The organism is uncultured Pluralibacter sp. (assembly GCF_913775985.1).
Taxonomy (GTDB): Bacteria; Pseudomonadota; Gammaproteobacteria; order Enterobacterales; family Enterobacteriaceae; genus Pluralibacter.
Genome location: NZ_CAJYMB010000075.1, coordinates 37,418 through 50,542, shown reverse-complemented (window position 1 = coordinate 50,542; position 13,125 = coordinate 37,418). Strand labels below are relative to the sequence as shown.

At 59.6% G+C, this 13,125-nt stretch carries 13 protein-coding genes; 2 read left to right on the top strand and 11 right to left on the bottom strand.

Annotated elements, in window-relative coordinates; all coding sequences use genetic code 11:
• Positions 1-20: 20 nt before the first annotated feature.
• Positions 21-1,757: a gamma-glutamyltransferase gene (gene ggt / locus QZ766_RS08095; protein WP_297199951.1), complete on the bottom strand. Its 1,737-nt coding sequence runs from the start codon at positions 1,755-1,757 to the stop codon at positions 21-23.
• Between the two features lie 121 nt (positions 1,758-1,878).
• Between ggt and QZ766_RS08090 the strand changes: the two genes are divergently transcribed.
• Positions 1,879-2,208 carry a DUF2756 domain-containing protein gene (locus QZ766_RS08090; RefSeq protein ID WP_297199949.1) on the top strand — a complete coding sequence of 110 codons (330 nt, stop codon included), beginning with the start codon at positions 1,879-1,881 and terminating at the stop codon, positions 2,206-2,208.
• Between the two features lie 3 nt (positions 2,209-2,211).
• Here the strand turns inward: QZ766_RS08090 and ugpQ are convergent, their stop codons facing one another.
• The 10 genes from ugpQ to livK form a co-directional block, all read right to left on the bottom strand.
• Positions 2,212-2,952 carry a glycerophosphodiester phosphodiesterase gene (ugpQ, locus tag QZ766_RS08085; protein ID WP_297199947.1) on the bottom strand — a complete coding sequence of 247 codons (741 nt, stop codon included), beginning with the start codon at positions 2,950-2,952 and terminating at the stop codon, positions 2,212-2,214.
• A complete protein-coding gene (locus QZ766_RS08080) occupies positions 2,949-4,022 on the bottom strand; it encodes a sn-glycerol-3-phosphate import ATP-binding protein UgpC (protein WP_297199945.1) in 1,074 nt (357 codons plus the stop codon). The genes ugpQ and QZ766_RS08080 overlap by 4 nt, the downstream gene beginning before the upstream one ends.
• 1 nt (position 4,023) lies before the next feature.
• Positions 4,024-4,869 carry a sn-glycerol-3-phosphate ABC transporter permease UgpE gene (gene ugpE, locus QZ766_RS08075; RefSeq protein WP_297200015.1) on the bottom strand — a complete coding sequence of 282 codons (846 nt, stop codon included), beginning with the start codon at positions 4,867-4,869 and terminating at the stop codon, positions 4,024-4,026.
• A gap of 14 nt (positions 4,870-4,883) precedes the next feature.
• Positions 4,884-5,771, bottom strand: a complete 888-nt coding sequence (gene ugpA, locus QZ766_RS08070; RefSeq protein ID WP_297199943.1) for a sn-glycerol-3-phosphate ABC transporter permease UgpA — start codon at positions 5,769-5,771, stop codon at positions 4,884-4,886.
• Between the two features lie 93 nt (positions 5,772-5,864).
• Complete coding sequence (ugpB, locus tag QZ766_RS08065) at positions 5,865-7,178, bottom strand: sn-glycerol-3-phosphate ABC transporter substrate-binding protein UgpB (RefSeq protein ID WP_297199940.1); 1,314 nt, start codon at positions 7,176-7,178, stop codon at positions 5,865-5,867.
• A gap of 261 nt (positions 7,179-7,439) precedes the next feature.
• Positions 7,440-8,153, bottom strand: coding sequence for a high-affinity branched-chain amino acid ABC transporter ATP-binding protein LivF (gene livF, locus QZ766_RS08060; RefSeq protein ID WP_297199937.1), 714 nt, complete (start codon positions 8,151-8,153; stop codon positions 7,440-7,442).
• 1 nt (position 8,154) lies between these two features.
• Positions 8,155-8,922, bottom strand: a complete 768-nt coding sequence (livG, locus tag QZ766_RS08055; RefSeq protein ID WP_297199934.1) for a high-affinity branched-chain amino acid ABC transporter ATP-binding protein LivG — start codon at positions 8,920-8,922, stop codon at positions 8,155-8,157.
• Complete coding sequence (locus tag QZ766_RS08050) at positions 8,919-10,196, bottom strand: high-affinity branched-chain amino acid ABC transporter permease LivM (protein ID WP_297199931.1); 1,278 nt, start codon at positions 10,194-10,196, stop codon at positions 8,919-8,921. The genes livG and QZ766_RS08050 overlap by 4 nt, the downstream gene beginning before the upstream one ends.
• Positions 10,193-11,119: a high-affinity branched-chain amino acid ABC transporter permease LivH gene (livH, locus tag QZ766_RS08045; RefSeq protein WP_297199927.1), complete on the bottom strand. Its 927-nt coding sequence runs from the start codon at positions 11,117-11,119 to the stop codon at positions 10,193-10,195. Before livH ends, QZ766_RS08050 begins: the two co-directional genes overlap by 4 nt.
• A 63-nt stretch (positions 11,120-11,182) precedes the next feature.
• Positions 11,183-12,292 carry a high-affinity branched-chain amino acid ABC transporter substrate-binding protein LivK gene (gene livK / locus QZ766_RS08040; protein ID WP_297199924.1) on the bottom strand — a complete coding sequence of 370 codons (1,110 nt, stop codon included), beginning with the start codon at positions 12,290-12,292 and terminating at the stop codon, positions 11,183-11,185.
• A gap of 420 nt (positions 12,293-12,712) precedes the next feature.
• Here livK and panM point away from each other — a divergent pair, with 420 nt between their 5' ends.
• Positions 12,713-13,105, top strand: a complete 393-nt coding sequence (panM, locus tag QZ766_RS08035) for an aspartate 1-decarboxylase autocleavage activator PanM (RefSeq protein WP_297199921.1) — start codon at positions 12,713-12,715, stop codon at positions 13,103-13,105.
• The last annotated feature ends 20 nt before the right edge of the window (positions 13,106-13,125 follow it).

Here is a 13,125-nt window from a genome sequence, read left to right as displayed (position 1 = left end):
CTGACGGGAGAGGGTTAACCTCAGTATCCCGCCGTTAAATCATCGACCGTGCGCGGATCCGATGCGCCATACAGCGTGCCGTCCGGGCCGATCATAATGCTCTGGGTGCTGCCCATCGCCGGCTTAACCACGACGTTCTGCCCTTTCTGCGCCAGCAGCTTCAGGGTATCCGGGCTGAAGCCCTTCTCGACCCGCAGCTCGTCCGGCAGCCACTGGTGGTGAAAGCGCGGCGCGTTCGTGGCTTCCGCCACGTTCATGCCAAAGTCGATAGTGTTCACTACCATCTGCAGCACGGTGGTGATAATCCGGCTGCCGCCGGGGCTGCCGGTCACCAGCCAGGTCTTACCGTCTTTCACCACGATGGTTGGCGACATCGACGACAGCGGGCGCTTTTTCGGCCCTACCGCGTTAGCCTCGCCGCCCACCAGCCCGTACACGTTCGGCACGCCGGGCTTGGCCGAGAAGTCATCCATTTCGTTGTTCATCAGGATGCCGGTGTTGCCGGCCACGATACCGGTGCCGAAGGTGGTATTCAGGGTGTAGGTCACCGCCACAGCATTACCGTCTTTATCGACCACCGAAAAGTGGGTGGTCTGATTACTTTCGTAAGGGGCAAGCTTGCCGGGGCGAATATCGCTGGACGGCGTGGCTTTGTTCAGGTCAATTCCGGCGGCGAGAGATTTGGCGTAGGCCTTGCTGGTCAGGGCCTGCCAGGGCACCTTCACAAAGTCCGGATCGCCGAGATACTCGGAGCGGTCAGCGTAGGCGCGCTTTTCCGCTTCGGCCATCAGCTGCATGGCGTCGGCGCTGCCAAAGCCATATTTATGCATATCGAACTGGCTGAGGATGTTGAGGATCTCGATGATATGAATCCCGCCGGAGGACGGCGGCGGCATGGAGTAAACCTGGTAGCCGCGATAGTCTCCGCTTATTGGTGTACGCTCGACGGCGCGGTACGCCGCCAGATCGGCTTTGGTTATCAGCCCGCCGTTCTTTTTCATCTCGTCGGCGATCTGGTCGGCAATCGCGCCTTTATAGAAAGCGTCGGGGCCGTGCTCCGCAATCAGGGTCAGGCTTTTGGCAAGATCGCTCTGCACCAGCCGGTCGCCCTTTTTCAGCGGCTCGCCGTCTTTCCAGAAGATAGCCTTGCTGTTGGCGTGCTGGGGAATAACTTCGCTGCCGTAAGTTTTCAGATCGTCCGCCAGCGCGTCGTTAACGATAAACCCGTCCCAGGCCAGGCGGATAGCCGGCTGAATAACTTTGTTAAGCGGCATGGTGCCGTATTTTTCCAGCGCCAGCGAGAATCCGGCGACGGTGCCCGGCGTGCCGGAAGCCAGGTGCGAGGTCAGGGATTTTTTACCGTCGGGATTACCCTGGGCGTCGAGAAACATGTCCCGGCTCGCGCCGCCCGGGGCCATTTCGCGAAAATCAATCGCCGCGGTGCGGCCGTCTTTCAGGCGCAGCAGCATAAAGCCGCCGCCGCCGAGATTCCCGGCCTGGGGATGGGTCACCGCCAGCGCATAGCCCACGGCGACGGCCGCGTCGACGGCATTACCGCCCTGTCTGAGCACCTCGACGCCGACATTCGTGGCGGCGGCGTCGACCGAGGCAACCATTCCGCTGCGGGCGCGCACCGGGTGGAACACGTCTTCTTCAACGCCGTAAGAGACCGGCGGCGGGTTCGCCACCGCGTAAAAACTGCTTCCTGCCAGCAGCGCAGCAACAATTGCCGTACGCCAAAACGAGGGATGGGTCATTGTTATTCTCCGAATCAAAGCGTTATGTCTGCCGATTAAGCCTGGTTCAGAACTCTGAAAAAACCATTGCCGCGAAGAATTAGGCGTAAACTTATGGAAGTCCCTCACAGGAGGAAAAGAGATGAAAAAAATAGTCTTGCTAGCAGCGCTTCTGCCGTTCGCCGCGCTGGCGCAGCCCCTTAATCCAACCAACAATCCCAACCAGCCGGGATACACCAACCGCAGCCAGCAGCGGATGCAAAATGAGATGCAGTCCCAGCAGATCCAGCAGAAGGGAATGTTAAATCAGCAGCTGCAGAACCAGACCCGGCAGCAGCAACAGCAGCTGCACTCTCAGCTTCAGGGGCAGCAGCTGCAGATCCAGCGCGCCCAGCCGGGCGGGCAGATGGTGCCTAACAGCAATCCCGGCACGCTGAACAGCCAGCCGGGCAGCAGCAACATTCGCCGCTAGCCGTCAGGCGGTAAAGTCCGGGCCTATCACGTCAATCGCATCGGTGCAGATGCAGTCCACGCCCCAGCGCAGCAGCTCTGCCGCCCGCTGGGGCTTGTTCACGGTGTACACCAGAATGTGCAACCCCGCCGCTTTCAGCATTTTTACCCGCGCCTCGTCCAGCAGCTTGTGGTTCAGATGAATGGATACACACTGCAGTCGCGCGGTGAGCGCCTGCCAGTCCTCGCGCCAGTCGTCCAGCAGCAGGCCGCGCGGCAGCTCGGGCGCCGCCGCCTGCGCCGCCTCAAGGGCGTCGATTTCAAACGAGGAGAGCAGCGGCGGCGTCATGTCCTGCCACAGTTCACGCGCCGCCAGCGCTACCGCTTTACCGGTCAGCGGCCCGCTGCCGGTCGTCGGTTTAATCTCAATGTTAGCCATCATGCCGTGCCGACGACAGCGCTCGGCGACCTCTGACAGCAGCGGCAGCTTTTCACCTTTAAACTCGCTGCTGAACCAGCCGCCGGCATCCACGTGCAGCAGCTCGTGCCAGGTCAGATCCCCGGCGACGCCCCAGCCGTTGCTGGTGCGCTCCAGGTTATCGTCGTGCAGCAGGAAGATCTGCCCGTCCTTCGACAGCTTGGCGTCAAACTCAATCATGGTGTGGCCGTAGTGCGCCCCGACGTCGATGGCCGCCAGGGTGTTCTCCGGCGCCCGCTTGCCGCCGCCGCGGTGGGCGACGATGTGTGGATAGGGCCAGTTGTTCATACGCGTTGTCCTGTTTCTCCGTCAAACAGGTGCAGATGCTCGCCCGGCAGGTGCAGCCACAGCGTGCTGCCCGCCTGCGGGCGCTGCTGGTGCGCCAGGCGCGCCACCAGCTTCTGCTCTCCCCAGCGCCCGTGCGCGAGGTTATCTGCACCCAGCATCTCCAGCGTATCCATAACCAGCGGTACGCCGCCTTCGTCCCGGGAGCTTAGCGCAATATGTTCCGGGCGGATACCCAGCGTCACTCTGCGTCCGGCGTGGCTGCCCTGCCCCGCGTGCAGCGGCAGGGCCACGCCGCCGTCAAGCTCAAAGCGCGTGCCGTCGTGACTTATCTGCCCCTCCAGCAGGTTCATCGCCGGACTGCCGATAAAGCTCGCCACGAAGCGGGTCGCCGGCTTTTCGTAGACCGACACCGGGGTACCTATCTGCTCGGCGATACCGCCGTTCATCACCATAACCCGCTGGGCAAGGGTCATCGCCTCAACCTGATCGTGGGTCACGTACAGCGAGGTGGTATTCAGGCGACGGTGGAGCTGCTGCAGCTCAAGGCGCATCTGCACCCGCAGCTTGGCGTCGAGGTTAGAGAGCGGTTCGTCGAACAGAAATACCGCCGGATCGCGCACGATCGCCCGGCCCATCGCCACGCGCTGGCGCTGGCCGCCGGACAGCTCCCGCGGGCGGCGCTTGAGCAGCGGCTCCAGTTCCAGAATGCGCGCCGCTTCCTGCACTTTCTGGGCGATGTGGGCCTTGCTCATGCCGCGGATTTTCAGGCCCCAGGCCATATTCTCTTCCACGCTCATGTGCGGATAGAGGGCATAGTTCTGAAAGACCATCGCGATGCCGCGGTCTTTCGGCTCCAGCTCGGTCACGCGCTGATTGTCTATCCAGATATCGCCGCCGGAGACGCGCTCCAGCCCGGCGACCATGCGCAGCAGCGTCGACTTGCCGCAGCCGGACGGGCCGACCATCACGATAAATTCCCCGTCGGCAATCTCCAGCGTCAGCGGCTTGATCACCTGCGTTTTGCCGCTGTCCCAGCTTTTGGTGACGGCCTGTAACTTCACTCCTGCCATGTTATTTCTCACTGTCCACAAGGCCACGCACGAAGGCTCGCTGCATGGCTAAAACGATAATGACCGGCGGGATCAGGGTCAGCAGCATCGCCGCCATCACCTGATTCCACTGCGTGGTGCCTTCGCCAGTGGCGATCATTCCTTTAATGCCCGCCACGGCAGTGCCCAGATTGACGTCGGTGACAATCAGCAGCGGCCACAGATACTGGTTCCAGCCATAGATAAAAATGATCACGAACAGCGCCGCAAGGTTGGTTTTCGACAGCGGCAGCACGATGTCGCGGAAAAAGCGCATCGGGGAGGCGCCGTCGATGCGCGCCGCTTCAATCAGCTCGTCCGGTAAGGTCATAAAGAACTGACGGAACAAAAAGGTGGCGGTGGCCGATGCCATCAGCGGCAGCGTCAGGCCGGTGTAGCTGTTGAGGATGTGCAGGTTGGCGATCACCTCAACGGTGGGGAAAATACGCACTTCTACCGGCAGCATCAGCGTCATAAAGATCATCCAGAAGAACAGGTTGCGCAGGGGGAAGCGAAACCAGACGATGGCAAACGCTGACAGCATCGACACCGTTATCTTGCCCACGGTAATGGTCAGCGCCATCACCGCGCTGTTAAACAGCATCAGCCAGAACGGCGCACTGTTGGCTCCTACACCCTGGGTCCAGATGGTTTTGATGTTCTCCAGCAGGTGGCCTCCCGGCACCAGCGTCATCGGCGTGGCGTACACCGCGCTGTCGTCGAGGGTGGCCGCCACAAAGGCGACGTACAGCGGGAACAGGATCACCGCGATGCCGAGGATCAGCATGACGTGGCTGAACAGCGTCATCCCCGGGCGGTGCTCAATCATCGGATTATTTTGGCTCATTGGTAGCGCACCTTGCTTTCCACGTAGCGGAACTGCACCACGGTCAGAATAATCACCAGCAACATCAGCACTACCGACTGCGCCGCCGACGAAGAGAGATCCAGTCCGGCAAAGCCTTCGCGATAGATTTTATAGATAAGCGTGGTAGTTGCCTGCACCGGGCCGCCGGCGGTGGCGGCGTCGATCACCGGGAAGGTGTCGAAGAAGGCGTACACCAGATTGACCACCAGCAGGAAGAAGCTCACCGGCGCAATCAGCGGCAGCGCGATGGAGAAGAAGCGCCGTACCGGGCCCGCGCCGTCGATGGCGGCGGCCTCCAGCAGCGACTGGGGAATCGACTGCAGGGCGGCGAAGAAAAACAGGAAGTTATAGCTTATCTGCTTCCACACCGAGGCAAAGACCACCAGAAACATCGCCTGGCCGCTGTACTGCGCGTGGTTCCAGTCGTAGCCCAGCGCCGCGAGCCAGTAGGTAATCAGCCCGCGCCCGGGGTTGAAGAGGAAAATCCACAGCACTGCCGCCACCGCGGGCGCTACCGCGTAGGGCAGCAGCATCAGGGTTTGGTACAGGCGGCTGCCGCGGATCACGTAGTTAACCAGCGCGGCAAAAAGCAGCGAGATAATCAGCCCGCTGACGGTGACCAGCGCGCTGAATTTGATGGTGACCCAGAAGGACTCAAGGTAATAGTCATCGTGAAACAGCGTCACGAAGTTATCCAGCCCGACAAACTCGCTGGAGAGCCCGAAGGGATCGACGTTCTGCACCGAATACCACAGGGCTTCACCGGCGGGCCAGATAAAGAAAATCAGCGTAATGATCAGCTGCGGCGCCACCAGCAGATAGGGCAGCCACCGCGAGCGGAATACCGGTCGTGATGAGGACATAGTTTCACTCTGGCGTAGTTAAGTGGCCCCGCTCCGGCCCTTCCGCCAGCGGCGGAAGGGCGTAACCTCGGAAAGAGCAGAACAGGGAAAAGTTTACTTAGTGGCTTTTTCGAAACGTCTCAGCAGCTGGTCGCCGCGCTTCACGGCGGAGTCCAGCGCCTGCTGCGGCGTCTTCTTGCCGGTCCAGACCGACTCCAGCTCTTCATCAACAATGGTGCGGATTTGCGGCATATTGCCCAGCCGCAGGCCTTTGGTGAACGGCAGCGGCGGTTTGTTGAGCATCTGGCGGGTGGCGATATCAGCCCCCGGGTTCTTATCGTAGAAGCCCTGCTGGCGGGTTAACTCGTAGGCGGCTTTGGTGATGGGCAGATAGCCGGTTTTCTGATGCCACTCTGCGGCTATCTCCGGTTTAGCGAGGAATTCGAGGAACTTCGCCACGCCGGTGTAAGTCGCTTTGTCTTTCCCGGCCATCACCCACAGGCTGGCCCCGCCGATAATGGCATTCTGCGGCGCGCCCTTGATGTCCGCATCGTAGGGCATCATGCCCACGCCGTAGTTAAATTTGGCGTACTGGCGAATGTCTGCCAGCGAGCCCGATGAGGCAGTGGTGATAGCGCAGTCGCCGCTGTAGAACTTCTCGGTAGACTCGTCTTTGCGCCCGTAATAGCTGAAATCCCCCTTCTTGTTCATCTCTTCCAGCAGGGCGATATGTTTAACCTGCTCAGGTTTATTAAACACCAGCGTAGCGTCGGTGCCGTCAAAACCGTTGTTTTTGCTGGCAAACGGCAGGCCGTTCCAGGCGCTGAAGTTTTCCAGCTGGATCCAGCCCTGCCAGCCGCTGGCGTAGCCGCATTTCATACCGGCCGCTTTCAGCTTCGCGGTGTCTTCCGCCAGCGCCTGCCAGGTTTTTGGCGGCTGCTCCGGATCGAGGCCCGCTTTTTTGAAGGCGTCTTTGTTGTAATAAAGCACCGGGGTGGAGCTGTTGAACGGCTGGCTCAGCAGGTGGCCGGTTTTAGCATCGGTGTAATAACCGGATACGGTGGGAACAAACTGCGATTCGTCGAAGGTAATGCCCGCGTCGCTGAAGACCTGGTACACCGGCTTGATAGCTTTCGACGCCATCATGGTGGCGGTGCCCACTTCATAAACCTGTAACAGGGCCGGCGCGTTGCCGGTGCGGAAGGCGGCGATCCCGGCGGCAAGGTTCTGCTCGTAGTTGCCTTTGTAGACCGGCACAATTTTGTAATCCGGATTGGCCTGGTTGAAACGCTGCGCCAGAGAGTCAACTTCTTTCCCCAGCTCGCCTTCCATCGAGTGCCAGAACGGAATGGTTTCGACGGCCACGGCGTGTCCGGTGAAGCAGAGCGCAAGCGCGGCGCCTAAAACGGTATGTCGTAACGATATCATCGATTATCTCTCTTGTAGTTCTGGATGAGCGATCCCACGCGTTGGTATTCGCGGGCTAACATGACACGTTCTTATGACGAAAAAATAACATTTTTATTACAACAAAAAGATAGTAACGGGTACGGGGGATGACAAGCGTGTGACGGTGCGGCGGCAGCAAATTGAGAGATTCGGCACGGGAAAGGCCAGTAATAAGCACGAAAAAGAGGATAACGTGACAGGCCGCAGTGAAAAACCCCGGCGCGGCGCCGGGGCTGAGGATTAACCGCCGAGGTAGGCGCTGCGCACTGCTTCGTTGGCCAGCAGCGCGTCGCCGGTATCTTCCAGCACTACGCGGCCGTTCTCCAGCACGTAGCCGCGATCCGCAAGCTTCAGGGCCTGATTGGCGTTTTGCTCCACGAGGAAGATGGTCATCCCCTCTTTGCGCAGCTGCTCGATGGTGTCGAAGATCTGCTGGATAATAATCGGCGCCAGCCCGAGAGACGGCTCGTCAAGCAGCAGCAGCCGCGGCTGGCTCATCAGCGCCCGGCCAATAGCCAGCATCTGCTGCTCGCCGCCGGACATGGTGCCCGCCCGCTGAATGCGGCGCTCCCACAGGCGCGGGAACAGCTCATACACCCACTTGATGCGGGTCTGATACTGGCTGCGGTCGGTAAAAAAGCCGCCCATCGCCAGGTTCTCGTCCACGGTCATGCGGGAGAAAACGCGCCGCCCTTCCGGTACAATCGCCACCGCCTCGCGCATAATTTTTGCCGTCTGCCAGTCGGTAATGTCTTTGCTATCAAACACGACGCGCCCGGCGCTGGCGCGCGGATCGCCGCACAGCGTGCCGAGCAGCGTGGTTTTGCCCGCGCCGTTGGCGCCGATAAGCGTCACGATTTCGCCCTGGTTAATATGCAGGCTCACCTCGTGCAGCGCCTGAATTTTTCCGTAGTGGGCGCTGACGCGGTCAAAAGATAACATCACGTTTTCCATCTTATGCCTCACCCAGATATGCGCGAATAACGTCGGGATTGTTGCGGATCTCGTCCGGCGTGCCGTTGGCCAGCGGCGTGCCCTGGTTAACGACGTAAATCCGATCGGAAATGCCCATCACCAGCTTCATGTCATGCTCAATCAGCAGAATGGTGGTGTTGTGGTGGCTGCGCAGCTCGGCGATAAGCTCATCCAGCTCTTTGGTCTCTTTCGGGTTAAGTCCGGCAGCCGGCTCGTCGAGCATCAGGATCTCCGGCTGGGTCACCATGCAGCGGGCGATTTCAAGCCGTCGCTGATCGCCGTAAGCCAGATTGCTGGCCTGGCGGTTAGCGTGGGCCAGCAGGCCAATACGATCCAGCCAGGTCGCGGCGCGATCCAGCGCCTCGCTCTGGGCCTGGCGAAATGCCGGGGTTTTCAGCAGCCCGGAGAAGACGCCGGTTTTCAGCTGCTGGTGCTGGGCCACCAGCAGGTTTTCAATCACCGTCATTTCGCGAAACAGGCGCACGTGCTGGAACGTGCGCACTACGCCCATGCGGGCAATTTGCTGGCCCGAAAGTCCTTCAAGATGCCGTTCGCGCAGCTGAATGCTGCCGCCGGTGGGCTTGTAGAAGCCGGTCAGGCAGTTGAATACCGTGGTTTTACCCGCGCCGTTCGGGCCTATCAGCGAGACGATTTCCTGCGGATGCAGCTCCAGATTGACGTTATTCACCGCCAGCAGGCCGCCGAAGCGCATCATCAGGCCATTTACCGATAACAGTGGCTGACTCATGCCTGCTCTCCTTTCCCGTTACTCTTTTTCAGCTTCAGCTGCGGCCGGGTCATCGGCAGCAGGCCCTGAGGACGCCAGATCATCATCAGCACCATCAGCGCGCCCAGCATCAGCATGCTGTACTCGTTAAAGTCGCGCATCATTTCACGCGATACCACCAGCAGCACCGCCGCCAGGATCACCGCAAACTGCGATCCCATACCGCCCAGTACCACGATAGCCAGCACGAAGGCCGACTCGGCGAAGGTGAAGGACTCCGGGCTGACGAAGCCCTGGCGCGCTGCAAACAGCGTACCGGCAAAACCGGCAAAGGCGGCGCTAATGGTGAACGCCGTCAGCTTGATGCGCGTCGGGCTCAGGCCCAGCGAGCGGCAGGCAATTTCATCTTCGCGCAGGGCTTCCCAGGCGCGGCCCAGCGGCATGCGCAGCAGGCGGTTAATCACGAACAGCGTAAGCACTACCAGCAGCAGCGCCACCAGATAGAGAAAAATGACCCGGTCGGAGGGATCGTACTTGACGTTAAAGAAGTTGCTGAAGGTATCCCAGCCCCCTTCCCGCGCCGAGCGGCTGAACTCCAGACCGAAAAAGGTCGGTTTGGGGATCTGGCTGATGCCGTTCGGACCGCCGGTAATTTCGGTGTTGTTGAGCAGCAGAATACGCACGATCTCACCGAAGCCGAGGGTCACAATCGCCAGATAGTCGCCGCGCAGGCGCAGCACCGGGAAGCCGAGCAGGAAACCGGCCGTAGCGGCCACGAGGCCCGCCAGCGGCAGGCAGGTCCAGAAGCCGAGGCCGTAATAGTGGTTAAGCAGCGCGAAGGTGTATGCGCCGATAGCGTAGAAGCCGCCGTAGCCCAGCACCAGCAGGCCGGAAAGCCCGACCACCACATTCAGACCGAGACCCAGAATAATGTAGATCATGGTCAGAGTGGCGATATCCACCGTGCCGCGGGAGACCATAAACGGCCACGCCGCGGCGGCGACGATCAGCGCAATCAGAAACAGCTTCTGCTTGAGCGTTGAGCCGTCGATAGCCGGCAGCACAAATTTAGGCCCGGAAATGCTTTTCATACCGCGCTGGAACAGCGGGCGCAGCAGCTGAAACAAAAACACCACGCCGGTGCCCACGGCGATCCACTCCCAGCGGACGTCCGCCGCGCGGTTTACCACCAGCGTCGTGCCGCTCAGGCTCAGCTGAACCCCCATAAACACCGCGGCCAGCACGAAGAACATCGCCGCCGACAGCAGCGCCATCGCAAAATGCATCGGTTTCATACTTTCTCTACCTCCGGACGGCCCAGAATGCCGGTGGGCATCACCAGCAGCACCACGATCAGCAGCGCGAAGGAGACCACATCTTTGTATTCCGTGCTCAGGTAGGCGGAAGAGAGCGACTCCGCGATGCCGAGGATCAGCCCGCCGATCATCGCCCCGGGAATGCTGCCGATGCCGCCCAGTACCGCGGCGGTAAAGGCTTTCATCCCGGCCATAAAGCCGATGTAGGGATTGATCACGCCGTACAGCTGGCCGAGCAGCACGCCCGCCACCGCCGCCATTGCCGCGCCGATAACGAAGGTCAGGGCGATAACGCGGTCGGTGTTAATGCCGAGCAGGCTGGCCATTTTCAGATCTTCCGCGCAGGCGCGGCAGGCGCGGCCCATGCGGGAGTAGCGAATAAACAGCGTCAGCGCCAGCATGGCGACGAACGTCACTATCCAGATAACCAGCTGCATGGTGGTGATGCTGGCGGAGAAGTTCTCTCCCTGGCCTATCAGCCACTGGCCGTTAAACAGGCTCGGCAGAGCAATATCCCGGGAGCCTTCGGTCAGGCTGACGTAGTTTTGCAGGAAAATGGACATGCCGATGGCGGAGATCAGGGCAATCAGGCGCTTGGAGCTGCGCACCGGCCGGTAGGCCACCCGCTCGATGCTCCAGCCGTAGGCGCTGGCGATCACGATAGCGCCGACGAACCCGGCGGCCACCAGCAGCCAGCTGGTGTCGATGCCCATCATCATCAGGGCGGCGATAATCATGAACGACACATAGCTGCCAATCATGTAGACCTCGCCGTGGGCGAAGTTGATCATCCCGATAATGCCGTAAACCATGGTGTAGCCGATGGCGATCAGCGCGTAGGTGCTTCCCAGCGTGACGCCGTTAAACATCTGCTGGAGAAAATAGAGAAACTGCTCAGACATAAGGTAACCTTTTTAACTCTGCCCGGCACCGAAGCGCGGGCAGCGGGATAACGCGTCTTCTTATTACGGTGCAACGGTGGACGAACCGTCCGCGTGCCACTGGAAGACCCCAAATTCAAATCCCTTCAGATCGCCTTTTTCATCCCAATTCAGCGGCCCAATCACGGTTTTTGCCCCGTGAGCTTTTAAATCTTTCACCAGCACCAGCGGATCCCGGCTGCCGGTGCGGTCCATGGCGGTCGCCAGCGACTGCACCGCCGCATAGGTGATCCACACGTACGGGCCGCTCGGGTCTTTTTTCTCTGCTTTCAGCGCGTCAACAATCGCTTTGTTGGCCGGATCCTGGTCATAGCGTTTCGGCATCGTAACCAGCATGCCTTCTCCCGCCGCGCCCGCGATGTTGGAGAGCGAGGAGTTGCCCACGCCCTCGGGGCCCATAAAGCGGGTATTCAAATTCACCGCGCGGGCCTGGCGCAGGATCTGCCCCATTTCCGGGTAGTAGCCGCCGTAATAAACGAAATCGATATTCTCTTTTTTCAGGCGCGCCACGAGGGCAGAAAAGTCTTTCTCCCCGGCGGTGATACCGTCGAAGAACACTACATTCGCGCCGCCTTTTTTCAGGCCGTCCATCACCGAGCGGGCCAGCCCTTCGCCGTACTGCTGTTTATCGTGAATGATGGCGATGCGCTGGGGCTTAACATGCTCAAGAATATATTTCGCGGCGGTCGGCCCCTGGGACGAGTCCAGCCCGGCGGTGCGCATGATGTACTGGTAGCCGCGCTGGGTCAGCTCCGGGTTGGTGGCACCCGGCGAGATCATCAGGATGCCCTCGTCCTCATAAATATCGGACGCCGGCTGGGTGGAGGAGGAGCAAAGATGGCCGATGACGTATTTAATGCCTGCGTTGACCACTTTGTTGGCCACCGCCACCGCCTGCTTGGGATCGCAGGCGTCGTCATATTCGACGGCAACCAGCTTATCGCCCTTGATGCCGCCGGCGGCATTGATATCTTTAATCGCCTGCCGCGCGCCGTTGAATTCCATATCACCCCACTGCGCAACCGGGCCAGACATCGCGCCAATCACCGCCACATTAATGTCTTTTGCCACCGCAGTCTGCGACAGGGCCAGTGCGATCGTGCCCGCGATCAGCGTTTTTGCATTCCGTTTCATGTGTAACTCCCCGTTCGTGATGTTGTGCTGTTAATTTTTTGTTATTTGAACAAAATTCAGACTGTGCTTTTTATGCACAATGCTATTTTTTTCATTCTGTTTAATGGTTTATAGAGTTTTTTAGCCAAAAACAAGACCAAAATCTCTATATTTCAGTCGATTAAGCAAAGATAATATTCTGTATTAATCGGGAGATAAACAAAAACAAGCGGGGTTTTCAGCATAAAATAACGGTGTAATTCGCCAATAAAAAGGCATGCAGTCAGGTTAAAGTTTTGTTTATTTTTATTTCAGCCACCGATTTCGCCGCCGTTTTCAGCAGAACTAAACAAATCCCCTGGCAGCAAGAAAAAAAGTCAAACCGGTGAATTGCGATCTTCGATACACTCAGCGAATTCTTTTTGCATCTGCAGGCTTCACATGAAACTGACTATTCTCAGACTGACTGCTCTCAGCGAGCAGGACCGCATCGATCTCGGCAAAATCTGGCCGGATACCGATCCCGCTGAATTAATCCTGAACGAGACGCACCGGCTTTACGCGGCGCGCTTTAACGACCGGCTGCTCGGCGCAGTGCAGGTCATTCGCCGCGGCGATCGGGCGCAGCTCGCCGCGCTGTGCGTGCGCGAAGTCACCCGCCGACGCGGCGTGGGCCAGTATTTGCTGGAAGAGACGCTGCGCGACAATGCCGATATTCGCGGCTGGCACATGGAGAAGCGCGGTACCGGAGACGCTGCGGCAATGGATGCGTTTATGCAGGCGCTGGGGTTTGTGAACGATGAAAACGGCTGGGAAAAAGTGCGGGAAGCGTAAAAGCGGGTGAGGGCAGCCCC